The organism is Flavobacterium adiutor (assembly GCF_048282555.1).
Taxonomy (GTDB): domain Bacteria; phylum Bacteroidota; class Bacteroidia; order Flavobacteriales; family Flavobacteriaceae; genus Flavobacterium.
This window is the reverse complement of the sequence record NZ_CP182487.1, coordinates 2,068,084-2,094,999: the sequence shown is the minus strand read 5'-3', so window position 1 is coordinate 2,094,999 and position 26,916 is coordinate 2,068,084. Positions and strand designations below refer to the sequence as shown.

Genomic DNA, 26,916 nt, shown 5'->3' with positions numbered 1-26,916 from the left:
ACCGGAATCTCTTTTAGGACTTTTTTTTAGCGTTTTTTTTAGCGCTGTCATTTAAGTGCTCTTAGTAAAAATAATTTTAAAATTAGCACTAAGCAAGTTGTCCCGTAACGTACTCCAGAATAAAATATCCAGAAAGTCTATAAAAAACTAAATGACTCATTCAAAAATATTATAAATTCTTTACTATAATCTTGTAAAAAAATTTTATATTCAATTAGCTTTCTTTATACTGAATCCAGTTTGCATCAATATGGTTAGTCATTTAAAACATTAAAAAAACAATCCGATTATGAGTGATATAGCACGCCGGTTTCCCGAAAATCCAATATTAACACCTAAAAACCTTAAGGCCAGCAGTCCCGATTTACAAATTATCAGCCTGTTAAATCCTGGCGTATTTCTATTCGAAAGAAAAATATGGCTATTGGTACGTGTTGCAGAAAGTATTGCGCCAAAAGAAGGTGTTATTTTTTTTCCTGTAATTAATAAATTAGGGAAAGTAGAAATTATCGAAATTTCTCTGAATGATCCTGATCTTGTAGCTACTGATGCCAGAATTGTTCAATACAAAGGCCTGGATTATTTAACTACACTTTCACATTTACGCATTTTATGCAGTGATGATGGTAAACATTTTTATCATCCTGAAGGTTATAATTCTCTATTTGGTTCAGGGATTTTAGAGCAATTTGGCATAGAAGATGCCCGTGTGAGCAAACTGGAAGATACTTACTATATTACCTACACAGCAGTTTCCGCTAATGGCGTTGGCGTTGGAATGCGAATAACAAAGGACTGGAAAAATTTTGAACCAAAAGGGATGATATTTCCTCCGCACAATAAAGATTGTGCTATTTTTGAAGAAAAAATAAATGGTAAATTCTACGCTTTGCATCGGCCATCAAGCCCACAGATAGGAGGTAATTTTATTTGGCTGGCCGAATCCATTGACGGCATTCATTGGGGAAATCATCAGTTTCTTGTTGGAACCCGAAAAGGACTTTGGGACAGTGCCAGAGTGGGTGCCGGAGCAGCTCCGATTAAAACAGATAGAGGCTGGCTCGAAATATATCATGGAGCGAATGCTGAACACCAATATTGTCTGGGGGCTTTTTTAATGGACTTAAATTATCCATCAAAAGTAATTGCCCGCACTTTGAATCCCATCATGATGCCACAGGAAAATTACGAACTAAGCGGTTTCTTTGGGCATGTCGTATTTACAAATGGTCATGTTGTGGAAGGAGACAAACTGACTATCTATTATGGAGCAGCTGATGAATTTGTCTGTGGAGCTCATTTTTCTATTGCTGAAATTTTATCTTGTCTGGTTAGTGAACCCTGTTGATCTTTTATTAATCATTTCATTATAAATTCGTATTAATCTCAAAAAAAAGGCTGTCCTGACTTTTTAGACAGCCTCCTGAAAATATAATTAGTTCGTTTAAAGCCAATTACTTCTAAATTTCATCGACATCAAATATTTTCCCTAAGTGTTCTTCCATAATAAAATAAGGATTATTGGTCTGCGTAACAGCTCTGATGTGAATAAGACTTGTTTTACTCATCATTCTGAGCATCTGCCTGCGTTCGCATTTTATAATTTCACCATTTTCTATACGCTGACCGGCAACAAAAGCACTTCGCCCATGTGCACACAAATGATTGTTTACAAAAATAAGATCACCTGAATTTGGAATATAATCACTATTAATTAGTGTTTTTGCTTCATCCCAAAAATCCATTAAGTTATTTAGGGCTTCAGACGTCTGTCCTGCATTTTCATTAAATATTTGCTCAGCAGCATCAAAACGAATAAAAGGAAGTTCTCTGTTTCCATACAATACAGAAGCTAATGGCCCAGAATCTAAAATACCTTCATTTTCATAATTAGCATCTTTTGGACACTGATAAATAGGTTCAAATAACTTTTCCATTACAGCATTAACATCTCCATGTGAACGAATAGAATATAACGTTGAAGGAACTCTTTCTTCATTTCTCAGATAAAGAAAGCTCAGAAAATCGGCCTGATGAGATAAGAATGCATCCTCAGTATGCACAAATAAATCGGTTTTAGATCCTGATCCTGTTTGCGTCATAGCCATATTTTCATCCGGAATTACAGCATGCATGAGTCCTCCGCCCTTTCTTTGAGCATAATACTGCACAGGTTTTGAAGGTACAGCCCCATGAAGCAAAGAACATATAAATCCGTACTTATTTAGCTTTCGGTAATCTGCTCCCTGCCAGTTTGGAGGCGTAGGCCCCAAATCTTGCTGATCGACTTCTAAAAGTCCTTTAAAGATAATAGCACCATATTGTTCCGCTGAAAAATCGGTTCCAAACTGACTTAAAATTCGGGTAAGTCGTTCGGGTAATAATTGAAAAGCATGAAGATGAAGAGACGATATATATTCAGAATTTTCATAATGTCCAAATGCTTTTACCAAAAGATTGCCCACGTTTGATAAAATATTTCTTTCCTGAGGAGTTATTTCGATTATTATTGGTTTTGTAGGAATACTAAAAGACAATGGTTCATTAGCAGGTCTTTCAATTGAAAGTATTGATTGTGATTTCATTTTTTAATCCGTTTTTAGGTTGTTAAAATACAATTGAAATATCGAATACAATGCACTAAAAAAAAGCATTATACAAAATTAAATCTGGAACAAAAATTATTTTACGTACGGGCATTCGTATAAAATTTTTCATATTTATTTTTTTTATTCGTTTTAATTTATACATTTGTTTTTACTTAGTCTAAATAAGATTTACTTACAAATATATTTTTATTAAATCTAAATAACAATAAATTTCTTGGAAAAATTTAAAAAAAATATGAAAATCAAAGAAAATATCAGTAAAACCAAAGCTTCAGATTATTCTGATAAGGCAAAAAAAGTTTCAGAAAACATTCGTAACCGAAGGAGCATTTTTGGTGATCAGTTTGTAAAAGGAAAATTGTCTGATGAACTGCTTAATGAAATTTTAATAAACGCAACCTGGGCACCGAATCACAAAATGACTGAACCCTGGAGATTCATTGTTTTAAGAGGAAAGTATCTTGAAGAATACGGCGAATATATGGCTGATTATTACAAAGACTCTTATGCAAAAGAACTCACACCCGATGCGTTAGAAAAAAAACTGGATTATCTGCGTAATTATCCTTTGAACGCAGTTTGCATGATTGGAATAATTCTGGCTCGAAATACTAAAATCAATCTTCCTGAATGGGAAGAAATTGCCGCGGTATCATCTGCTGTACAAAATATGGCACTCACCTGTACTGCGAATAACATTGGAAGTTACTGGAGTACCAAAAATGTGGCTATTGATTACGTGAGCGAATTTGGCCTTGCTGAAAATGAAAAGTCCTTAGGCCTTCTTTATCTGGGCTATTATGCGGATGATTTAAAAATATCAAAAAAGAAAAGAACTCCTTTATCTAAAAAAGTGATTTATCTGCAATGAATTATTAACAAACCTTAAATAAAACCCATTATGAACAACACATTAATGAATGATGAGGCACAAAAAAAATCGGTGCTTACACACGATCAGGATTATTATAAAGATATTTTTCATCAACATGCGAATGATGAATACGCTGAAGCTATACAATTAGCACAAAACCGCGTTTCGGACTTTCTAAAAAACAATCGAAAACCTTTCAGTGGAATCAAACCTGATGAAATGAAAGCAAAAGTTGAAAATGTAGATTTAGATACGCCCCTGACTGATTACGAAAGTCTGCTTAATGAAGTGGACGAACTGTATGTAAAACATGCTACAGCGTACCATTTACCAGAATATATTGCGCATTTAAATTGTCCTGTCGTAATTCCGGCATTGGCTGCTGAAGTATTAATCAGCGCTATAAATTCATCTCAGGATACGTATGATCAGAGCGCAGGAGGAACTTTTATCGAACGAAAATTAATCGACTGGACCAGTAAACAAATTGGCTTTTCTGAAAATGCTGATGGCATTTTTACTGCCGGAGGTTCCCAAAGTAACTTAATGGGATTATTACTAGCAAGGGATTACTTCTCTCTTGAATATCAAAAATGGAACATCAAACTTGACGGACTTCCGCCAGATGCGGGTAAATTCAGAATTTTTGTTTCAGATAAAGCACATTTTAGCAATCATAAAAATGCATGGATTCTCGGTCTTGGTGAACAGTCCATTGTACACGTTGGTGTAGATTCGAGATTTCGAATGAATCCTAAACAACTTGAAAAGGCAATTGCTGCAGAAATAGAAAAAGGTAATATTCCGATTGCTATTACGGCTACAGCAGGAACAACCGATTTTGGAAATGTGGATCCGTTAACTGAAATAGCTCATATTGCCAAACGTCACAATATATGGCTTCATGTGGACGCCGCTTATGGCTGCGGATTATTACTGACAGAAAAATACAAATATCTCTTAAACGGCATTGAACTTGCAGATTCAGTTACCATTGACTACCATAAATCTTTCTTTCAGCCGATTAGCAGCAGTGCTTTTATAGTAAAAAACAAACTGCATCTTAACATTATCAAGCATCACGCTGATTATCTGAACCCGAAAGAGCAGGATTATGATGCATTGCCGGCACAAATCAATAAATCCATTATTCAGAGTACCCGTCGTTTTGATGCGCTTAAACTTTGGTTTACCCTACGTTATATGGGCAAAGAAAAACTTGGAAATTATACGGATACCATCATCGAAACAGCTCAGCAAACAGCTGAATATATAAAAAATGATGAAAACTTCGAACTTTTATGCCACTCAGATATGGGGGTATTGGTATTCCGTTTTATCAATGGGCTTGATCAGTCCAATTACTGCAACATCAATCAGTACATCAAAGAAAAATTATTTTTTAGCGGAGAAGTTTTGGTTGCCAGCACAAAAGTAAATGGAAATTTCTATCTCAAATTCACCATTTTCAATCCTTTGACTACGCTTAATGACATCAAAAACATTCTTAACCTCATTAAACAAAATGGAAATGACTACCAACAACTCAACTAATTTTCAACAGCAGGCAGAGCAGGTTAATTTTAAATCCCTGCTGAATTGTTATTGCAGGGAATTCAGAAACTGGAGCCGTTATGAGGGTATTCCGAAATACGATCTGGTTTTAGCTGATTATATGCAGACCATCCATCATACATCATTTCTTCGGTTTGATTTTACTGATATTGGTCAGGAAGTTTTTGCGCCTTTAACTTATTTTTCAGAAAGTGGGGTCCATTCTTTTAGTTTTCCAGTTGTCGCACGTAATACTGATTCTGATGAAATCAAAGAAATTAGTCCTTTGGATTTTGTCGAATTTGTAGCTGCATTTGCCAAAAAAGACTATCCGGAACTGGATTCGCTGCCTACGCAAAAACGTATGCAAAACAGCATTGATAACCTGGCATTCTATCTCGCTCAATACAAAGAGAATAATCTTGTGGTCAATAAAGCTGAACAATCGTTTATTGAGTCGGAACAATCTTTAATTTTAGGTCACAGTGTACATCCACTGCCTAAAAGCAGGGAAGGTTTTACACATGATGAACTGAAAAAATATTCTCCGGAAACTGCCGGGCAATTTCCATTGCATTTTTTCCTTATCCATCCGGATAATGTACTCGAAAAAAGTGCCGAAACGTATCTGATGACGGATTATCTTAGAAATGAAATTTCAAAATATGCAGATAACAACACTAAAGAATTACTTGCTTCTTATCCCGAATGGAAAGCAGTACCAACACATCCCTGGGAGGCTGAATATTTATTAAATCAGGCTGAAGTGAAAGAAATGCGGTCGAAAAAACTGCTTTTCAGTTTAGGTCAATTCGGACCATCCTATACTGCTACCTCATCGGTTCGTACGGTGTACAATGCCGAAAGCGAATGGATGTATAAATTTTCGCTTCATGTAAAAATCACCAATTCTTATCGTGTCAATTATCTTCATGAATTAAACCGTGGTTATGATGCCGGCAAACTCATGAAAACAGAATGGGGAAAAGGAATCCAAAAAGAGTATCCAGAAGTACAGCTTATTTGCGATCCTGCTTTTATTGCGGTGGTTTATGAAGATAAGGTCATTGATGGCTTTAGCACCAGTGTACGCCAAAATCCTTTCCATGGAGCAAATGCCCGAAAAAATGTAAGCATGGTTGCTTCTTTGTGTCAGGATGGTGTACTTGATGAATCAGCCAGAATACTGAATATTATTAACCAATCAGCCAAAAGGCTGGACAAAGAAGTTACTGAAACAGCTATTGACTGGTTTAAGCAATATCTTAAAGTTACTCTGCATCCATTAGTCGGTATCTTCAATAAATACGGATTTGGAGCAGAATTTCATCAGCAAAATATCCTTATTGAATTTGATGACCATCTTTTTCCGTCCAAAATGTATTTCAGGGACAATCAGGGCTATTTTTTCCGTGAGGGAATAGTAGAAGAATTACAAAAGATAATTCCGGATTTTGGCAGCGAAAGCAGGTCTTTTATAGCCGAAAGCCGAATAATTAAGCTCTGGGGATATTATTTTTTAGTAAATCATCTTTTTGGAATTGTAAATGTTTTAGGCAAAAATAAACTGGCGAACGAATCTTTGCTTCTGAACATGATTTATGAAGCATTAGAAGCCGAAAAAGCAACTGACACAACCGGTCTGGCTTCTCATTTTCTGAACAGCACTCAACTGTATGCAAAATGCAACCTGCTGACGAGCCTAAACAATATGGATGAAGCGAGTGCTCCAAGAACCAATCCGGCGGTATATTTAAATTATCCAAATCCGTTAAACAAGTACTTCTTTTCTAAGAAACTGATTAATCCGAAAGGAACGGATCTGGTTTTTAGCCGATACTTCGAAAAAGAAAATGTAACTATAACACTGCGTCCGGTTGATCCTGACCGTGATTTAGAAATGCTGCACGAATGGTTTCATCGTGAACATGCTCTCAAAATCTGGCAAATGAACTGGCCCATTAAGGAGTTGGAATTGTTTTACCGAACACTGCTTCCCGGAGATATTTCACACAGTTATATTGGCGAAGTTAATGGCGAACCTACCTTCAATATCGAAGTTTACTGGGCGAACCGTGATATTGTTGGAGGATATTATGACTCCCTCCCATCCGATTATGGAACCCATTTGTTTATCGCTCCAACAGATTCCAAATTAAAATTCACTTCTGCTGTAACCCAATCTATGATGGATTTTGTATTTGCAGAAGCCAAAGTTGGGAAAATGGTAGGTGAAGGAGCTGTAAATTCAATAGCATCAATGCTGAATAAAGCCCATGTTGGATTCAAAATTGAAAAAGTAATTGAAATGCCGCATAAAAAAGCCAACCTCAATTATTGCTACAGAGAATGGTATTGGCAAAAATTCCCTGCTGCCAAAGACTTTCAGAACATTCCGGTTTCAGCACCCCAGGTTTAATCAATTTAAAAAAATAACAATGCGTACAGAAAAAATATACTCGGTCATAGGCATCGGGATTGGTCCTTTTAATCTTGGTCTTGCCGCTCTTATGGAGCCGATAGACGAACTTTCATCACTGTTTTTTGATCAGTCAGCCACTTTTGACTGGCATCCGGGTCTGATGTTAAATAACGCCACACTTCAGGTTCCGTTTTTAGGAGATCTGGTTACCATGGCAGATCCCACAAGCCAATATACATTCCTGAATTTCATCAAAGAAAGCGGACGTTTGTATAAATTCTACATTCGCGAAAATTTCTTCATTTTCAGAAGAGAATACAACGAATATTGCAAATGGGTAGCCTCTAAACTTGATAATTTAAAATTCTCACACAAAGTCGTTTCTTTAGACTATGTTGATGGTTTGTATAAAGTAGTCGTAATGAATACAGAAACCTGTATTACCTCAGCCTATTATGCCGAAAAAATTGTTTTAGGAACAGGAACTTCTCCTTACATCCCGGATTTTATTGAGAAGGAGGAACTTTCAAATGTGATTCATGCATCCAAATATTTATATTCTAAATCAAGAATAAAAAACAATAATTCGGTTACAATCATAGGTTCAGGTCAAAGTGCTGCAGAAGTTTTTAAAGATCTACTTCCTGAAACAGAGAATGGTTTGCAGCTCAAATGGTACACCCGTTCCTCCCACTTCTTCCCGTTAGATAACAAATCTAAACTGACGCTGGAACTTACTTCGCCTGAATATGTGGATCATTTTTATAGCCTGACGTACGAAAAAAGGAAACAGCTTTTAGCACGACAACACGGACTTTATAAAGGTATCAATGAGGAACTGATTAATGAAATTTTCGACAGCCTCTATGAAATGAGTTTAGAAAACAAGCCTTTGAATGTGGAGCTGCGCTCGAATCTGCATTTGACAAACGTAACTGAAAACACCGATAGTTCTTACACCATGGATTTTATTCATACCGAACTTGAACAGCCGTTTCAGGATCAGAGTGATTATATTATTATGGCAACGGGTTATACGTATAAAGAACCAGATATCATTAAAGGAATTGAAAACAAAATTAAGCGTCTTGATAATGGCTTATTTAATGTAAATCGTAATTACACGATTGACAAAGAAGGCAAAGACATTTTTGTTCAGAATGCGGAACTGCATACCCATGGGCTTTCTACTCCCGACTTAGGCATGGGACCTTATAGAAATTCCATTATTATCAACCAGCTGGCCAACCGTGAAGTTTATAAAGTAGAAAAACGTATTGCTTTCCAGGAATTTGGCGTATTAAAATCAACAGATTTTTCACAAAAGGATACTATGGAAACCATCAACGAACAATTAGATATTGATGCCTTATTAAAAACAAATTAAGATGATAACTCCTGAAAATATATTCAACGACACGAAACATCTCAAGATTGAAGTCTGGAATAGAGTCAATCGAAATCTGTTAGCCAAAAGTATTTCTGAACTAATGCGTGAAGATCTGGCAAAACCACAAATCATAAGCAAGCAGAAAGATGGTCTTACCCATTTTAAATTAGCAGCAGATAAAGAAAATCTGTATTATACTTTTTCTGCTTATCCAAGATTTATCAATTACTGGCATATCGTAAAAGAAAGTATCCGCAGAAATGAAGGCGGACAAGAATCTGAGAAAATTGATGTTCCTGGTTTCTTTATCGAATTTCAGAAAACTTTTGGTATCAATTCCTTTACTCTGGCTCATTATGCAGAAGAATTGTTACATACTTTATATGCCGATGCTTTTATTCATTCTCAAAAACGTTTATCCGCAGCAGAACTGGCAGATGCTGATTTTCAGACGATAGAACACAGTCTGGACGGACATCCGTGGGTAATTGTAAACAAAGGACGCATTGGTTTTGATTCGCAGGATTATCAGAATTTCGCACCTGAATCTGGTCAGAATACCCGTTTAGTCTGGCTTGCTGCCCATAAAAGCCGTACCACTTTTCGTTTATTAGAAACTATGGATCAGCAACGTTTTTTCGAAGATGAACTGGGACAAGAAAAAATAAACTCTTTTAGAACTGCACTGACTAAAGCAGAGGTAAATCCTGATGATTACATCTTTATTCCGGTACATTCCTGGCAATGGCAAAATAAACTTGTCATGCAGTTTGCGCATGATATTGCTGCAAAATTCCTGATTCCTTTGGGACTTTCAGATGATTTGTATAGTCCGCAGCAAAGTATCCGCACTTTTTTTAATCAGAGTCAGCCACACAGACATTATGTAAAAACAGCGATGTCTATTTTAAACACGAGCCATATCAGAGGGTTATGCGCTAAACAATTATCGATTGCCCCTAAACTGACCGGCTGGATAAAAAATTTATTAGAAAAAGATCTTCATCTGCAAAACATGGGTGTTGTACTCTTAGGTGAAGTCGTTTCGGTAAGTTATACACATCCTAGTTACAGTAAAATTGAAAATCCTCCTTATCAGTACAATGAGTTTTTGGGGGCAATGTGGCGAGAGAGCCCTATTAATTTTTTAAAACCCGGAGAAAACCTGATGACGATGGCGGCTTTATTGTATGTAGATAATCAGGGAAAAAGCCTTATTCAGGAACTGATTGAAAAATCGGGTCTTTCTACAGAGCAGTGGCTTAAAGCTTATATGACCGCTTATCTTAAACCGGTGTTGCAGATTTATTACCAGCATTCTCTATGTATCGATCCACATGGGCAAAATGTAATCCTTATTTTAAAAGATTATGTGCCTGTCCGTATCGCTTTGCAGGACTTTGTGGGCGATATCTTAATCAACGAAGAAGGCAAGAAAAAACTGCCTCAGGAATTCATTGATAACATGTTCAATGCTTCTCCAAACCCTGAAAATGCTCCGTTAGTTATTCTGATAGCTGTTTTTGATGCTTTTTTTAGATACCTCAGCGATATCTTAATCACGACTGCACATTATTCTGAAGTTTCCTTTTGGAATTGTGTTTACGAAATCATCACAGAATATCAGGAAGAACATCCGGAACTACAGGATATGTTTGAAAAATACGATTTGTTGATTCCAGAATTCAAGCGTCTTATTTTCAATAGCCGACGTCTTTTTAATGGATATGAAGAAACTTCAGGCTTTCCACACATGAAAAAAAGCGGTTTTATTCCCAACCCTTTGTATCAGTTGGTCACATCTGAATTGGCAACTTTAAAAGAAAATTCATGAAAGAAGCCCTATTGAAAACACGTTCCTTTTTTAGTCTTTTAAGGCATTCTATATCGGGTAAGGAAAGTAATTTTACCTCAGGCAGTATCAACAGAACGATTATTCTGTTATCTGTTCCAATGGTAGCCGAATTACTCATGGAATCTCTTTTTGTCTGCTCGAACTTGTTTTTTGTCAGCAGATTAGGAACGAATGCTATTTCTATTGCAGGTGCCACGACTACTTTTATCACTTTCTGCTATTCAGTTTCTATTGGATTAGGAATTGCAGCTTCGGCTATGATTTCGAGAAGAATTGGAGAGAAAAAGTTTAAAGCAGCGGGACAAACTGCCATGCAGGTTATTTACATCACCACTCCAATTGCTGTTATTATCAGTATCGTTTGTGCTGTATGGACAGCCGAAATCATGAGCCTTATGGGACTCTCCCCTGCCATGATTCAGGAAGGATATCCTTATGGAGTAGCCATGTTTGCTTCCAGCGGATTTTTGATTCTGCGAATCGTAATCAACGGAATATTTCGTGGAGCCGGTGATGCTTCTACGGCCATGCGGATATTATGGGTCTCGAATGCACTGAATATCATTTTATGTCCCATCTTTATTTTTGGCTGGGAAATAATTCCTGCTCTTGGCTTACTCGGAGTCGGAATTGCAACCTTAATTGCCCGATTGATTGGAGTTCTTTATCAAATGTGGTACTTCATCAGAGGAAAAACCGTCATGAAAATAGGATTGGCCCAATTGGTATTTCATTTGGGAATTTTCAAAAGAATACTCAAGCTGGCTTTTAGCGGAACCGTTCAGTTTATCATCCCTGCTTCCAGTTGGGTATTTATGATCAAAATTATGTCCCATTTTGGAGAAAATGCACTGGCCGGATATATTTTGGCACAAAGAGTAACTTCAATTGCGACAATGCCTGCCTGGGGACTTGGGAATGCCGCTGGCATATTAACTGGTCAAAATCTCGGAGCCAGACAGCCCGATCGTGCCGAAAAATCGGTTTGGAGAGCCGGTATGCTGAATATGGGATTTTTGGTTCTAATTGGTATCTGCTGGATTTTTCTTGCAGCTCCTGTGGTCAAAATCTTTACAGACATCCCCGAAGTAATTTCCCAAAGTACCATGTATATCCATCTTATTTCTATGGCATACATTTTATTGGGTTATACTATGGTTATTTCCAGAGCCCTCAATGCTGCAGGCGAAGTAAAAGTCGTTACCTGGCTTTACATTTTGATGTTTTATATCGTCCAAATCCCACTTGCTTACGTATTGGGAATTGCTTTTAATCTTGGCTCCAACGGTGTTTTTACCGCCATTCTTCTTTCAGAAATTGTATTGGCAGTTGCCTGCATTATCATCTTTCGAAAGGGAAAATGGAAAACTACTAAAGTTTAATAAATTTTAAATCAATTAAAAAATTATGAATACGACAGAACAATTATACAGTGTATTTTCAAGAGCATTTGAAATACCGGTTGAGACTATAAATGAAGAGTTAAAATATCAGGGAATAGCCGAATGGGATTCTATGAGCCATCTGGTACTGGTGGAAGAACTGGAAAGAACCTATAATATTTCAATAGATATGGAAGACATATTAGATATGGGAAGTGTTGAAAAAATAAAAGGTATCCTTAAAAAACACGGATTTGAAATTAATTAGCAACTAACATCAGAATCATGGAATTATATGAATTAATCTCAAAAAACGAAAACTTAATCTTTACGGATGCTGCTACCGGTATTTCTAAATCTTTCCGGGAAATGCACCAATCGCTGGAAATTGATGATTTGCGATCTGTTGTTTTTATCTATAACGACAATCAGTTACCGGCTGTTGAAACCTTATTGAATTTTTATCAAAGCCGATATACCATCGCATTACTCGGACAAGGAACCAATACTGATTTCAAGGAAAACTTAGAAGCAAAATATACGCCTTATTATATCTATGATCCATCACGAAATACTATCGAAGGTTACACTGCTGTACATATTTCCGATAGTATCATGCTGTTCAGACGCAATGAAAATTCGATTTATCCGATACATCCCAAAATTAAATTACTGTTGAGTACTTCTGGAACAACAGGTTCTCCGAAGTTTGTAAGGCTTTCTGTTGATAATCTGGTACAGAATGCCAAATCTATCTTAGCTTATCTGCCTATAAAAGGAGATGATGTAGTGCCTTTGAATGTTCCTGTTCATTCGGTATTTGGGTTATCTATTTTTCATACCAATTGTATCAAAGCACATCAGATTGTGTGTACGGATAAAGATCCTTTTCAAAAAGAATTCTGGTCCGATTTGAAGCTTTATGGATATTCGACTTTAGGAGGCGTACCTTATTTTTATGAAATGCTCAATAGTATTGGTTTCTTCAGAAAAGATTATCCATCATTACGTTATTTCACTCATGGAGGCGGAATGCTGAGTCATAAATTAGTTGAAATCATTTCAGAATATACCGAAAAATACGGTAAACAATTCTTCGCACAATACGGGCAAACTGAGGCCAGCGGACGCATGTCTTTTTTACCTCCAAAAGATCTGTTACGAAAAGCAACTTCTATCGGAAGGGCTATTCAAAACGGACGTTTCGAAATAGACAATGAAACTTCAGAGCTTGTTTATTATGGCCCGAATATTTTTGGCGGTTATGCCGAAAGAAGAGCCGATTTGCAGTTTTATGACCAGGAAGAAAAACTGCATACAGGAGATCAGGCAAGAGTAGATTCTGAAGGGTATTATTTTATTACGGGTCGTTTAAAAAGAATCGTAAAACTATTTGGTACCCGTATCAATCTGGATGAAATAGAATTGCTGCTTAAGAATACTCTTGGTGGACAAACCTTTATTTGCCTGAATATCCATGATAAACATTTAGCCGTGTTGTATACAGATGAAAACGTAAACAAAGAAGTAATCGTAAACGTTTTAAAAGCAAAATTAAGCCTTCATTCCAGTTCATTAAAAGTAATTTACTTAGATAACGTACCGCTTACAGCTAATGGAAAGGTAAATTATCCTGTTATTAAAGAATCGCTCGAATCTGAAATAGTGGTGTAAAACTAAATAAATTATAAAACAAAAAGACCTCTATCCTTGTAAATAGAGGTCTTCTTTTTTCTTAGACAAAAACACATTAGAACTTAAACGTTAAACTTCCTAAAATAGTTGTTGGTGCCTGAGGTGCTCCCCATGTACTCCAGTATTTTTCATTAGTTAAATTATCTATCTTAAGTCCTACTCTCCATGTAGGCTGTTCGTAAAATACGGTAGCACTGTAAATAGTGTAAGACGGAATATAAAAGGTATTTGCTGTACTTAAATAACTTTCATCTACATAATTTGCTCCTAAACCTAAACCTAAACCTTTTAACTTATTTTGAAGTTTATAAGAAGCCCAGAAGTTTACTACATTCTCAGGTGCATCCTGAGCCTTATTACCTTCAATAGCTTTATTGGCATCACTAGTTTTTTCGATACGGTTATCATTATACGCATAACCAGCAGTAATATCTAAACCAGGTATAGGATTTGCCAGAAATTCAAATTCAACCCCTTTACTCACTTGTTTTCCATCCTGCAGATATACTAAATCAGCTTGTCTTATTAATGCGTTATCATTAGTGATTTCATAATAACTCACTGTTGTGCTTAATTTTTTGTTGAATAATTCCGCTTTTATTCCTGACTCCCATTGATTAGCATAAAGAGGATCCGGAACAAATTGCGCCCCGTCTGGCTGATTTACAGGCGCAATATTCTGAAAACCATTCATATAATTCCCAAATAACGATAACTGATCATCAAGAAGTTCGAATACCAATCCAAATTTAGGAGATACAGATGTTTGTTTGTAACCCAACACTGTACCGCTTTCTTTACGTTCGAAATCATCCAGACGCATACTTGTCATAATATGCAATCTTTCCGCAATACCCATTACATAAGATGCATACGCACTATATGTATTTTCGTCTCTGCCAGCTCGTATAACCGGAGCTAATAATACCGCATCAATATCTTTTTTTCTAACCGGAACAAAATTAGTTGTCACATCAATTGTTCTAAATGGAGCTGTTGGCGTTGGTGTAGATGAAAAGGTATCTGAATAATTTCTGTAATTTACTCCGGCAACTATTTTATGGTTTAAAATTCCTGTTTTAAATTCTCCATTAATATTTTCCTGAATGTTGGTATAGTTACTGGATATGGGGCCAAACATCGTAGCACGAATAGTAGCTGTAGTTGGAGAAGTCCAGGTTGGCAAAACCTGATAGCTATACTCTACGTTCTCACTTACATAAGAAAACAAAGTGGTAGATTTCCAGTTATCAGATATTTGGTATTCAGACTGTACGAAGGCTTTTGACGATGTAGATTTAGCATCGGCATCATCATGCACTAGCGATTTTTTATAATCTAATTTAATATCGGCTGGGTTTGTTACACCTGATGTAGCTGTTACAGCCGGATATAATGGTTTAGTACTTTTAGCGTTATATAGCTCTGCGTCGATATTAAATTTAAGCTTATCTGTTGCTTTGAAAGTAAGACTTGGAGTAAAAGACAAGGTATTAGAATAACCATAATCAAGGAAACTTTTTGCTTTATTTACACCAACATTAAGTCTGAAAAGCACTTTTTTATCTTTGGTAAGCGGTGTATTGATATCAGCAGTAAGCTGATGTGTACCATAACTTCCTGCAGTATATCCTACCTCGGTAGCTGTAGTTTCAAAAGGTTTTTTAGTAACTAAATTGACTACACCACCAAAAGAAGATGCCGAAGAACCAAATAAAGTTCCTGAAGGCCCTTTTAATATTTCAATTCGCTCAATATTTGCAATACCTACAGAAGAACGTCCTGACAAGGTTTCCATCCCGTTTCTGGCATTAATCCCAACCGTAAAACCTCTAAAAATAAGTGCAAAACCTCCGGAAGGATAATTAAGCGGCACTACTCCCGGTGCATTTCTCATAGCAGTAGTGATATCAATTGCTACCTGCTCCTGAAAAAGCTCTTTATGAATTACATTATATACCTGAGGATTTTCAAGGTTCTTCAGCGGCATTCTGGCTACTGTTTCTGTTTTTTTGGATAGCAAACTTTTTCTGCTGCTAATGACAACTTCCTGTAATTCTTTATTTGAAACTTTTAGTTGTAGATTAACCGTTGCTGTTTTATTATCTTCAACAGTAACCTCCTGTTCAGAAGTTTCATAGCCTGCTAAAGATATCTGAAGTGTATAGGTATTGGCTTTTATCCTGTTTATTTCAAAACTCCCATCATCATTCGTAAAAGTTCCATATTTTGAATCCTTAAGGATGATATTTACGTCTGAAGCAGGTTGTCCGTCAGAAGTTGTGATTTGTCCCTTTATCTTTCCGTGATTTTGTTGCGCAAACGATGAAATGACTGTAAATAAAAAGCTAATAGTAAATAAAAATTGTGATGTTCTTAAACTAAGATATTTCATTGATTCTTAAATTTGGTTAGTATTTGTTTTTATTTAGAATTAATAAAAACAATGCAAAAGTAAAAATTAATATTAGTTTAACAAGTAATCATCATGAAATTATTTAGAATGATACTAAAGAAGTGTGGGTTTATCTAAAAATAACTATAGATTTGCAGGAAATTAAATTCTTTAAAAATCCAAATGAAGAAAAAATTGAAGAAAAAAATTGGACAATTACACCTTTGGCTAGGGCTTGCTTCAGGTTTTATCTTGTTTATAGTAGCTTTGACAGGAAGCCTTTTAGTTTTCGAAAAAGAAATTGATCAGTTTATTAATCCAGAGTTTTATCATGTACCCAGTGTTGGCTCGAGTAAAAAAACAATTGATGAATGTACAGTTGCCATTCAGAAGCGATATGCTGTTGAAAAGATAAACCGAATCATAGTCTACAACGATCCTACCCGTACTATGATCATCATAGGAAAAGACAGCGAAGGAGACAGCCAGATTTTCTCTGTAGATCCTTATACAGGGAAAGTACTCGGGACTATCTCACAGGAAAGCCGATTTTTCTCTATTGTTTTAAACATACACAGGCATTTACTGATGCATGATATTGGGGAAATCATTACCGGATGTTCCTGCCTAATATTGGTATTCATGTTGATTTCCGGTCTTGTTTTGTGGTGGCCTAAAAAAGCTAAAAATTTAAAGCAACGTCTGACGGTTAAATGGAAAGCTTCTTTTAAAAGAGTCAACTGGGATTTTCATTCCACTTTTGGATTTTACACTTTTCTGTTCTTATTGATTATTGCCCTGACAGGATTAACCTGGTCTTTTAAATGGTTTGAAAATGGCATGTATTTTATAGCAAACGGTACTACGGAAAGACCATCCCCAAAAGTAGAAAACCCAAATAAAATTGATCCTCAGTCTAATAAAACTGCTTTTTATCAAAACCTATATCGAAAAACAGACAGTATATTTCCATACAAAGGCAACATCCAAATCAGAATGCCTGCCGATACCATCAACAGTATTCTGGTACTAAAAGAAAACTTAGAATTCAGTATTCCAAATCAGTCGAGTGCTATTTATTTTGACAAATACACGGGAAAAGATATTGAGATAAGGCCTTATGAATCTTTCTCCAAAGGAGACAAACTAAAACGTCTGATTTATCCCATCCATACCGGAAGCATTTATGGCTATCCAACTAAAATACTTGCTTTCATCGTCTGTCTTTTTGCTGTAACCTTGCCTGTTACTGGATTATTAATCTGGCTTGGGAAGAAAAAAAAGAAAGGAAAAACTAATTTTTAATCATTTAAGATATTTTTAATTGAAAACCAACCAAAGCTTCGGAAGAATCCGGAGCTTTTATTTTTTATATCACCCAAGTATATTGTTTAGGATAAAAACCCTAAATAAATTATATATTAGCTATGCCATTAGCGCTTTCAATCAAAGTTGCAACCTAATACAACAACTACATGACCAAAAAGAACCTGATTTTATTTGGATTTATAATTCTGAAATTCATTCTTCAGTATGTTTTAATAAGTCCGGAATACGATTTACAACGTGACGAATATCTGCATCTCGATCAGGCAAATCATTTAGCATGGGGCTATTTATCAGTGCCTCCGTTAACATCGTGGTTTTCTTATATTATTCTATTACTTGGAAATTCGGTTTTCTGGGTAAAGTTCTTCCCTGCCCTGTTTGGAGCCCTGACACTTTTGCTTGTCTGGAAAACTATCGAACTTTTAAAAGGAAATCTTTACGCTTTACTTCTTGGCTCTTTATGTATTTTGTTTTCATGTTTACTGCGTTTAAATATGCTTTATCAGCCGAATTCTTTTGATATTTTATGCTGGACTGCGATTTATTATGTTTTAATACAATACCTGACTTCAGAAAATACAAAATGGCTTTATTTTGGCGGAGTGATTTTCGCTTTAGGTTTCCTGAATAAGTATAATATCGTGTTTTTATTACTAGGGTTAACTCCTGCTATTTTACTTTCTAAACAGCGAAAAATAGCAGCAAGAAAAGAATTTTATTTTGCTTTGCTTTTAGGATTAGTTTTAATTCTGCCTAATCTTTATTGGCAGTACAGCAATCATTTTCCAATTGTGCATCACATGAAGGAGTTAAAAGAAACGCAATTGGTTCATGTTGATCTGGGTGGTTTTCTAAAAGAACAGATTCTATTTTTCATTGGCGGATTATTTGTGATTTTATCCGGACTTTATGCCGTTTTATTTTACGAACCTTTCAAAAAATACCAGTTCTTTTTCGCCTCATTTGTTTTAACACTTTTAATTTTTATTTATTTCAAGGCAAAAGCGTATTACACCATTGGTTTATATCCCATTTACCTTGCTTTTGGAGCAGTTTATATCTCTGAAATCATAAATACCGGATGGAAACGTTATCTAAAACCAGTTTTTATCCTGATTCCGTTATTGCTTTTTATTCCGATTTATCAAGTCGCTTTTCCAAATAAAAGTCCTGAATATATGGTTGCACATTCTGAACCCTACAAAAAACTGGGATTGCTTCGTTGGGAAGACGGAAAAGACCATCATTTGCCACAGGACTTTGCTGATATGCTTGGGTGGAAAGAATTGGCCAGAAAAACAGATTCTGTCTATGCTTTACTTCCAAACCAGAAAGAAACGATTGTGCTTTGCGATAATTACGGACAAGCCGGAGCCATTAATTATTATACTAAAAAAGGAATCAAAGCGGTTTCTTTTAATGCTGATTATCTGAATTGGTTTGATCTTAGTATTAAATATAAAAACCTTATTCGCGTTAAGGATTTTGAAGAAAATGATGTAGAAATGAAAGAAACGAGTCCGTATTTTGAATCGGCTGTTATTGGCGACCAGGTCACCGATAAATATGCAAGAGGTTATGGCGCAACGATTTTTGTTTTCACAAATGCAAAGGTTGATATCAATAAAAAATTAGAACAGGAAATCGAGAAAGAAAAAAGCGATATTATAAATGATTAATTTCAAAGACATAGCTTATTTACAAAACGGAAATCCTAAACAGCAAGCCGTATTTACTCTTTTAACCCATCATCAAATTTTAGAAAATCTTGCTGAATTTGAGCCTGTTTTAGTGGGCACAATTCCCATAAATATTGATATAGTAAGCAGCGATTTGGATATTCTCTGCCATTGGAAAAACAAAACTGATTTTATTGAAAAAGTAAAACAGCAGTTTGGCAAAGAAAATCATTTTGCCATTCGGGAAGAGCTGATAAATAACCAGGAATCTGTTATTGCCAACTTTTTTATCAACACTTTTGAAATCGAAATCTTCGGACAAAATATACCAACAGAACTTCAAAATGGCTACAGACACATGCTCATAGAGCATCAAATTCTAAATTCAAAAGGAGAAAACTTTCGAATGGAGGTCATCAGACTAAAGGAAAAAGGCTTAAAAACCGAACCTGCTTTTGGTTTGCTATTGGGCTTAAAAGGAAATATTTACGAAGAATTACTGGACTATAAAATCTGAGAAAAAATATCTCTTTTTAGAGCCTGTTTAAAATTTAAATATTTAGATTTTATGAGATTATTTTTCGATAGATGAGGCAAATTTTGAAAGAATAATAGACTTATTTTTGAGTAAATTTAACGAAATATAACGGAAAATAAGCCGTAAAAAGCAATTAGATAAAATCTAAACAGGCTCTTAAATTTTAAAAAATAAAATTCTAAAATCACTTGCAAAACCGTATTTAGTGTGTATCTTTGCACCCGAAACATCGCGGGATAGAGCAGTAGGCAGCTCGTCGGGCTCATAACCCGAAGGTCACAGGTTCGAGTCCTGTTCCCGCTACAAAGTAAAAGCTTCAGAGAAATCTGGAGCTTTTTTTGTTTAACTTAGATTTACTAAAAATTTGATTGGGACTGCAGGTCGAATTAGACACTGCACAGTTTTTCATGAGAATATTTCGTATAGCACTGTTGTTTTTATAAGTCAGTATTATAAGATAGATCAGTAATGGAGTTATCTAAAGTTTCAATATAAAATCCAGAATTCATATTATAATAATCATAAATTATATAAAATCCTTCTAACCTATCATCACTATTATAATGAAAGCTTGCACTTTCTACTCTTAATCCATCATACCATTCATCATCAGCCTTACCATAGTCTAAACGACCAATATGCCTCAAAATATCTTTATAATTCTCATTGTAATAATCAATTAACTCTTTATGAAAATTATTTGTCCAAGAAAAATGAGAGTTTATTTTTCCAATAACATTAGTAATGCTACTTTGCTTTTCAGCACTAAATTCTACCTCATCATTTAATACTCTTTTGTTTAACAATATTATATCATTGGAGCTTGGTTTTATACTTATTCTAATGAAATATTGATCCTCATTAAATACAAAGTCGTTTCTTGATAATGATTGTGATGCATTTCTTTTTTTTGCCATTCTTAAATCTCTAAATTCAACTAATTCAAAACGTCCCAATTCAAATAAGTCTTCAACTTTATTTAATAGTTGTTGCCATTTGTTTAAATCATCTAATGGATTTGAAGATTTATAGGATTTAACAAATTTTCTACATTTCCACTTTAAACCTAATTCATAATAAATCCGAGCTAGTAAATAATTTTGATCTTCATCTTTATTAGATTCTTCAAGTTCATACATAATATCAAAGAGAGACTCGGCACTTTTTGTGGCTATGTATAGATTTTCTTTTTGATCTTTTCGAAAATCTCCTATTGCTGTGATATATCTCTCGTATATATTCATAAAATCTCTCCCAACTTATTTATATGTGTGAAAAAACCATTCAAATTTTATTATATACATGACAAGTTTCACAAATTATTTATTTTCAAATATATAATTTCCTAATTGCAAAATATCAAAAGGACTAAAAATTTGGTTGATACTTTTTGACACTTATGAGTGTAGCTAAAAAACATGAAAAATCAAGTTGCGTATTCTAAAATACTGTAATAATCCCAGATAATTAGGTTAGATAATTGAATGCTTCCCGCTACAGAGAATGAGGCTGTCCGAAAAGGGCAGCCTTTTTTATGCAGCAAATTTTACGGATTGTTTTTGCGTTGGTTGATTTATGAAAAAATATTCTGTTACGGTTTTAAAAAGGTAAATTTCGATTTCTATCACTCTATTTCGAACTCGCACAGAAAATTCAGTATGAGTTTTATGCTTTTTATTGTTATTGTCCACCATTTTTCGAAAATTATGCCCGATAGCCATCAATAGAAATTCCATTTCTACTTTTTTATAAAACTTTGAAAGTAAATCGATTGAATTTATTATTGCTTTTTAGATGTCCAAAGACGACTTCAACTTCTATTGGGCGTTTACTTCTATTATTCTGTTTCCTTTGGCTTGATGGCACAAACTTCTAATTGGACATCCGTCACATCTTTTTACCTGATAATAAAACACTTGTGATTCGTATCCGTTGACCGATGTCCATTTTCCACTGCCAATGTTTTCCATTCTTTGTCCCATTGGAAACACATAAAAAATCCTGCTGTATTCGGACAGGCTCATTTATTTTAACGAATCCTGCTTTGATTGTCGTCTATGCTTTTTTCTTTAAACTCGGTTTCTTTTATTTTGCCAAATGAATAACGAAGCGAAATTGAAATTTCATTAGCATCAACTACATATCTTGCATTTGAGTGTATATTATTGATCGTAAAACTTTCGATATAAATCGTATTTTTAAAAACATCATTATAGTGCAAAGTACAATTCCAGTTTTTGCCAAAAGTTTTAGCCAGCGACATATCAAAAATAAATTTGGCATTCCGTTCAAAAACGCCTTCTTTTTGCTTTGTGGTTCCCCAAAATGAAAATCCAAACGTAAAATCTTTTGGAAGTTTAAAGGTGTTGTTGCTGTAATAATATAAAAAAGGTTTTGAGGATTCAAGCATTGCTGCATTATCTTCAATTTTGTTTTTTACAAAAATTAAGGAGTTTGTTGTATCCCAGAATTTATATGTAAACGGTAGTGTAAAATCAATATTAAATCCAGATTCCTTATCAAAATTAATTTCTGTAAATGTGAGTATATTAGTCTGATTGTCAAAAACAAAACTATTATAAACCGGATTTTTATTTTGATAATAACTCATTCTAAGCGATTTGTCTTGATATTGAAAAACCGTCGAAATTTCATTAGTGAAGGTCGGGTCTAAATTGATGTTCCTGCCATACAAAAAATATGGATTGATATAAGTCGTTCCTTGGCTTAAGGACGAATAATTAGGTCTCAAAATGCTTTTGGCATAATTCAAACTGATACTTTTGATACTGTCAACCGGAAACGTAAACTGTACTTTCGGGAAAATATTTGTATAATTTTTATTCACCAACGGCTGTAAATCTGTCGAGAATTTTCCGTTTACATTTGTGTTTTCAGCCCTAAGTCCCACTGAGTATTCCACCTTTATTATCTTTCCTGAAAACTGACTATAAAATGCTATGTTCTTTTCTTTAAACCTATAATTACTTAACTCATTTTCATTGGTTTCGTAGTCCAGAACACTGAAATTTGATTTGGAATTGGCTTCTAAATAAAGCCCGCCGTATTCTAATTTCATTTCATCTTTAAATTTTGTTTCCAAATCAGTCCTTGATGAAAAAACAGCTACATTGAATTTTTGAGTGCGATTCTGAGCCAATTCAGACTGAGTATCATTATAATTATTTTCAACCAAACTCCACAATCCCTGGTTTAAGTTTGAATACTGAATCCCAGTAAATAATTGTGTGTTAAGTGATTTTATTTTCTTCGAATAGTTCAAAAAAGAGTTTACAAAATTCTTCTTATTATCATTATCGCTAAAAGTAAAAACATCATTTTCAGCATCCTGATTCTTGTTGTAGGTCATTGTATTGATATCAAAAGAATCGCTTTGCAGTTTACTGTTGATGTTAACCGAAAAATAATCATCTTCGCTTATTTTATAAAACAAGCCACCGCCAAAAACAAACTGCTTCCGTTTGGTATGAGCAGACACACCATAATCAGATACTATTGCTGCCTGCGGAATTTCATACTCAATACTGTGACTTTCCCAGGGATTTAATTGATTGTAATTGAAATTGACTTTCCATTCGAGTTTGTTTTTTTTGAAACTGGAATTGAATCCGAGGTAATTGTTGTAATTTTTCTTAAATGAAGCAACTTCTGATATTTCAGTCCTGAAACTGTCTTTCTTACTGAATTTTCGGGTAATTAGAATAACAGACCGTCCTTCAGCTTCATATTTAGAAGACGGATTCTGAATGATTTCAATCGTCCTGATATCGGCTACAGCCAAAGCATTCAGATCATTAATACCCGCTTTTTGATTGTCAATATAAATCAGCGGATTTCCTTTCCCAATTATCGAAATATTTTCGCGATCCGGACTAATCTGTACGGTTGGTAGTTTGGAAAGCAAATCGACTGTATTTGGAATTGAATTGTAAACTGAATTAACCACATCAACCTTAATATTTCCATTTGTATTTGTAAAAGTCTTTTTGTTTTGAGTGACTACAACTTCGTTTAATTTATTTGAAATACTGTCTTTAGGTATCTCATTTTGGGCTTTGACAGCAAAAGAAAGAAAAAAAAGCAATAACACTATAAAAAGTTTATAAGGCAGGTAAATATTCATTTGACATTTTTTTTTAGATTCTACAGCTGCAAAAGTGCTTCGAAAAATGCATTGCGAAAGTTAATTGGAGGTTAATGCTGGGTTAAAGAGCAAAATGTAGCACAAAAGCCCTATTTTTGCGAAAGCATTTCGGATTGTATGAAACAAAGAATCAATTTATTAATAGGATTTTCAGTAGTGGCCCTGGTTGCTTTATCAACGGTGCAATGCTATTTAGTGAAGACCACTTATGAATACAAGGTGGCACAGTTTCATACCGAAATAAAAAACGAAATCGCACAGATATCGAATAATTACAGTGATATCGATTCGGTTATTGTTTCAAAAAAGGAAAACCTTTACAAACAATTATCTGAAAATTACATTCAGGGTAAAAAGAACAAAACTGATATTAAAAACAGCATTCTCAAAAATGAATACAGCGATGCTTTAACGCAAAAAATCAAACGCAAGTTTGAAAGGGATCTGCCAAATTTGAAAATTGATTTTGCGATTGTACTCAATAAATTCATTCTTTACAAAAATGCCCAGAAGGTCGATACTATTTTCTCTGAAAAACCTTTTATCCAAAACAGGTTATATGGCAATTTGGTTTCCTTACATGATGCCTTTCTGGTTCGGAATTACGTTGGAACAATCAACGGAACTTTTAAAAATCTGGATTACAAATTACTGACCGAAGACTCGATGTATGTCTCGGTTATTGACTGGGAAATGATTATTTTAAGACGAATGACTTTCATTCTGATACTGTCACTTCTTTCGATTTTAACCCTGATTACCCTTTTTGTAATAGCCATTAGAGCTTTAATCAAACAGAAAAAAGTCAGCGATGTCAAAACCGATTTTATCAATAATATTACGCACGAACTCAAAACACCTTTAGCAACTTTGGGTATTTCTACCAAAATTCTGGAACAGAAAAATATTCGTGAAAACGATGAAAATTTTAACGCAATTGTTAATACGATTTCACGTCAGAACAATCGTCTTCAAAATCTGATTGATCAGGTAATGGCGAATTCACTGGCAGAAAATGAAATCGAATTACAGAAAGAAAAGATAAATACCGAGGCTTTTTTACTTTCTATTGTTGAAGATTTTAAGATCGGGAATCCAAAAATTAGTATTCTAACCGATTTTCAGACTGAAAAAACGATTTTAGTTCTGGATAAATTTCACCTGACAACCGCTATTTTAAATGTGCTGGAAAATGCTGTAAAATATGGTTCAAGCAACATTCTGATTAAAACTAAGAATATCCAGAATCAGTTTTCTTTGAGTATTGAAGATGACGGAATTGGAATTCCTAAAAACAAACAAGCCTTGCTTTTTGAGAAATTTTACCGAGTTGAACAAGGTAATTTACACAATACCAAAGGACTAGGTTTGGGACTTTATTATGTCGATCAGATTATAAAAGCACACCACGGAACTATTGCTGTAATTAGCGATTTAGGCAAAGGTACCGAGTTTACGATGATGTTTAAAGCTTAATTTACTGTATTTTGAAAAAACTACTTTTAGCTGAAGATGATTTTGATTTTGCTGCGATTCTTAAAAGATATTTAGAACTGCATCAATTTGAGGTAGTGTGGGCTGAAAATGGCGAAATCGCTTTAGACTATTTTAAAAACCAAACCTTTGATATTTGTGTTTTGGATGTAATGATGCCTAAACTGGACGGATTCACATTGGCCGAAAAAATAATTACAATTAATCCCGATATTCCATTTATTTTTCTGACTGCCAGAAAGTTAAAAGAAGACAAAATTATTGGATTGAAACTGGGTGCGGACGACTATATTGCAAAACCTTTTGAAGTAGACGAACTAGTGCTTCGCCTGCAGAATATATTAAAGAGAATTGAACAAAAGAGAAGTCTGAACGGAAATAATAGAATTGAAATTGGTTCTTATATTTTTGATAACGAACGTTTAACTCTCAATTGTAAAAATCATATCCAACAGCTTACAGAGAAAGAAGCATCCCTTATCGAATATTTATATTTAAACCATAACCAGCTATTAAAACGAGATCAAATTTTAATGTCTGTGTGGAAAAAAGACGATTATTTCTCCGGGAGAAGTATGGATGTTTTCATCAGCAGACTTAGAAAATATTTTAATTCAGATCCAAAAATCAAAATTGAAAGTGTTCGTAATATTGGTTTGGAATTTAAAATAGAAAAACCTTGATTTGTCAAGGTTTTATGATATTACTAAATTATTTTCCGATTATCCAACCTAAAGCAAAATTCCTTAAGAGAACAAATTCTGTTTCATATTAAAAGAAGATTAAATGTAAAACCACATTATTTTAGCCTTTTGACACCAAAATAATATTTACACTCTATTCCAAAAACTCCCAAATTATCTGTGGGTTCTTTACCTGGATTCAACTCATCAAAAGAATCAGAAACACGGATAGTATTATAACACACGTTAATTACCAAAGAATTTGAATACCAAGTGTCAAAATTAGCAACAATTCCTACGCCCAATCCAAAATTATGGGTTGAAACTGCTAAATTTCTTTCGGTAAGAGGAGAGCCTATTGTATTATTACCATTCGTTTCTGTAACATCAATCAATGAATACATGTATTTTGGAAGTATTTGTATACAAAGACTGGAAGGATCATCATAATCACCAAAAAGTATTTTAGGGCAAAAACTAAAATTTACTGCAGAAAATGATCTGTCTGAAGCATGTAAAACATTCTCTAAATCACTTGAATCTGTCTTATTTTTATACTTACCATACATATAATTTATTTCTATTTCCGGTAATAAAAATCCTGTTGCTTTGTATTCTACTCCTGCAGAAAGACTAATAGCAGGTGATGATTGCAAATCTTTTTCAAAAGAATACAAATGAACGAACCCTCCAATTCCGGCAAATGGGCGAAATTCCTGTGCATTACCATTTAAGACTTTAAATAAGATAAAAAATATAAAAATGCTTTTTTTCATTCTGACTCAAAATTAATCGCAGGCAAAAATAGTATTTAAACAACATGAGTCTATAAAATCTTACAATATTATCTAC

The 26,916-nt window shown here is 34.5% G+C and carries 20 protein-coding genes and 1 tRNA gene; 15 read left to right on the top strand and 6 right to left on the bottom strand.

The genetic code is table 11. The features are described from left to right. Positions 1-289 precede the first annotated feature (289 nt). Positions 290-1,348: a glycoside hydrolase family 130 protein gene (locus ACNC7R_RS09075; RefSeq protein WP_417940630.1), complete on the top strand. Its 1,059-nt coding sequence runs from the start codon at positions 290-292 to the stop codon at positions 1,346-1,348. 112 nt (positions 1,349-1,460) lie between these two features. Here the strand turns inward: ACNC7R_RS09075 and ACNC7R_RS09070 are convergent, their stop codons facing one another. Continuing rightward, the gene (locus ACNC7R_RS09070) at positions 1,461-2,585 is read right to left on the bottom strand and encodes a taurine catabolism dioxygenase TauD (protein ID WP_417940629.1); all 1,125 of its coding nucleotides are present in this window, start codon (positions 2,583-2,585) and stop codon (positions 1,461-1,463) included. 259 nt (positions 2,586-2,844) lie between these two features. On the opposite strand from ACNC7R_RS09070, the gene ACNC7R_RS09065 reads away from it, so the two are divergent. From ACNC7R_RS09065 to ACNC7R_RS09030, 8 genes are read left to right on the top strand one after another with little or no spacing between them, the layout of a single operon-like run. Continuing rightward, a complete protein-coding gene (locus ACNC7R_RS09065; RefSeq protein ID WP_417940628.1) occupies positions 2,845-3,480 on the top strand; it encodes a nitroreductase in 636 nt (211 codons plus the stop codon). A gap of 30 nt (positions 3,481-3,510) precedes the next feature. Further along, complete coding sequence (locus ACNC7R_RS09060) at positions 3,511-5,037, top strand: pyridoxal phosphate-dependent decarboxylase family protein (protein WP_417940627.1); 1,527 nt, start codon at positions 3,511-3,513, stop codon at positions 5,035-5,037. Next, entirely contained in the window at positions 5,015-7,456 is a 2,442-nt protein-coding gene (locus ACNC7R_RS09055) for a GNAT family N-acetyltransferase (RefSeq protein WP_417940626.1), read from the top strand. Before ACNC7R_RS09060 ends, ACNC7R_RS09055 begins: the two co-directional genes overlap by 23 nt. 19 nt (positions 7,457-7,475) lie before the next feature. Next, complete coding sequence (locus ACNC7R_RS09050; RefSeq protein ID WP_417940625.1) at positions 7,476-8,846, top strand: lysine N(6)-hydroxylase/L-ornithine N(5)-oxygenase family protein; 1,371 nt, start codon at positions 7,476-7,478, stop codon at positions 8,844-8,846. Between the two features lies 1 nt (position 8,847). Continuing rightward, entirely contained in the window at positions 8,848-10,683 is a 1,836-nt protein-coding gene (locus ACNC7R_RS09045) for an IucA/IucC family protein (RefSeq protein WP_417940624.1), read from the top strand. Then, positions 10,680-12,086 carry an MATE family efflux transporter gene (locus ACNC7R_RS09040; RefSeq protein WP_417940623.1) on the top strand — a complete coding sequence of 469 codons (1,407 nt, stop codon included), beginning with the start codon at positions 10,680-10,682 and terminating at the stop codon, positions 12,084-12,086. Before ACNC7R_RS09045 ends, ACNC7R_RS09040 begins: the two co-directional genes overlap by 4 nt. 25 nt (positions 12,087-12,111) lie before the next feature. Beyond that, positions 12,112-12,354, top strand: a complete 243-nt coding sequence (locus tag ACNC7R_RS09035; protein ID WP_417940622.1) for an acyl carrier protein — start codon at positions 12,112-12,114, stop codon at positions 12,352-12,354. 17 nt (positions 12,355-12,371) lie between these two features. Further along, positions 12,372-13,760: an AMP-binding protein gene (locus ACNC7R_RS09030; protein WP_417940620.1), complete on the top strand. Its 1,389-nt coding sequence runs from the start codon at positions 12,372-12,374 to the stop codon at positions 13,758-13,760. A 76-nt stretch (positions 13,761-13,836) separates the two neighbouring features. Here the strand turns inward: ACNC7R_RS09030 and ACNC7R_RS09025 are convergent, their stop codons facing one another. Beyond that, positions 13,837-16,176: a TonB-dependent siderophore receptor gene (locus tag ACNC7R_RS09025; RefSeq protein ID WP_417940619.1), complete on the bottom strand. Its 2,340-nt coding sequence runs from the start codon at positions 16,174-16,176 to the stop codon at positions 13,837-13,839. A 183-nt stretch (positions 16,177-16,359) separates the two neighbouring features. On the opposite strand from ACNC7R_RS09025, the gene ACNC7R_RS09020 reads away from it, so the two are divergent. From ACNC7R_RS09020 to ACNC7R_RS09005, 4 genes are all read left to right on the top strand, one after another. Continuing rightward, positions 16,360-17,481, top strand: a complete 1,122-nt coding sequence (locus tag ACNC7R_RS09020; RefSeq protein ID WP_417940618.1) for a PepSY-associated TM helix domain-containing protein — start codon at positions 16,360-16,362, stop codon at positions 17,479-17,481. A gap of 170 nt (positions 17,482-17,651) precedes the next feature. Beyond that, a complete protein-coding gene (locus tag ACNC7R_RS09015; RefSeq protein WP_417940617.1) occupies positions 17,652-19,184 on the top strand; it encodes an ArnT family glycosyltransferase in 1,533 nt (510 codons plus the stop codon). After that, on the top strand, positions 19,177-19,701 hold the full coding sequence (locus ACNC7R_RS09010; RefSeq protein WP_417940615.1) for a DUF4269 domain-containing protein: 525 nt from the start codon (positions 19,177-19,179) through the stop codon (positions 19,699-19,701). The genes ACNC7R_RS09015 and ACNC7R_RS09010 overlap by 8 nt, the downstream gene beginning before the upstream one ends. 251 nt (positions 19,702-19,952) lie before the next feature. After that, positions 19,953-20,025, top strand: a tRNA-Met gene (locus ACNC7R_RS09005). Between the two features lie 134 nt (positions 20,026-20,159). On the opposite strand, the gene ACNC7R_RS09000 is transcribed toward ACNC7R_RS09005, so the two are convergent. From ACNC7R_RS09000 to ACNC7R_RS08990, 3 genes are all read right to left on the bottom strand, one after another. Next, the gene (locus ACNC7R_RS09000; RefSeq protein ID WP_417940614.1) at positions 20,160-20,966 is read right to left on the bottom strand and encodes a hypothetical protein; all 807 of its coding nucleotides are present in this window, start codon (positions 20,964-20,966) and stop codon (positions 20,160-20,162) included. Between the two features lie 573 nt (positions 20,967-21,539). Continuing rightward, positions 21,540-21,746 (bottom strand): transposase, encoded by a 207-nt coding sequence (locus ACNC7R_RS08995; protein ID WP_417940613.1) that lies wholly within the window; start codon positions 21,744-21,746, stop codon positions 21,540-21,542. A 5-nt stretch (positions 21,747-21,751) separates the two neighbouring features. Then, entirely contained in the window at positions 21,752-23,866 is a 2,115-nt protein-coding gene (locus tag ACNC7R_RS08990) for a TonB-dependent receptor domain-containing protein (RefSeq protein ID WP_417940612.1), read from the bottom strand. 138 nt (positions 23,867-24,004) lie between these two features. Here ACNC7R_RS08990 and ACNC7R_RS08985 point away from each other — a divergent pair, with 138 nt between their 5' ends. Both ACNC7R_RS08985 and ACNC7R_RS08980 read left to right on the top strand, forming a co-directional pair. Beyond that, positions 24,005-25,363 (top strand): sensor histidine kinase, encoded by a 1,359-nt coding sequence (locus ACNC7R_RS08985; RefSeq protein ID WP_417940610.1) that lies wholly within the window; start codon positions 24,005-24,007, stop codon positions 25,361-25,363. 11 nt (positions 25,364-25,374) lie between these two features. After that, positions 25,375-26,064 (top strand): response regulator transcription factor, encoded by a 690-nt coding sequence (locus ACNC7R_RS08980; protein ID WP_417940609.1) that lies wholly within the window; start codon positions 25,375-25,377, stop codon positions 26,062-26,064. 116 nt (positions 26,065-26,180) lie between these two features. Here ACNC7R_RS08980 and ACNC7R_RS08975 read toward each other — a convergent pair whose 3' ends face one another. Next, a complete protein-coding gene (locus ACNC7R_RS08975; protein ID WP_417940608.1) occupies positions 26,181-26,840 on the bottom strand; it encodes a hypothetical protein in 660 nt (219 codons plus the stop codon). Positions 26,841-26,916: the final 76 nt, after the last annotated feature.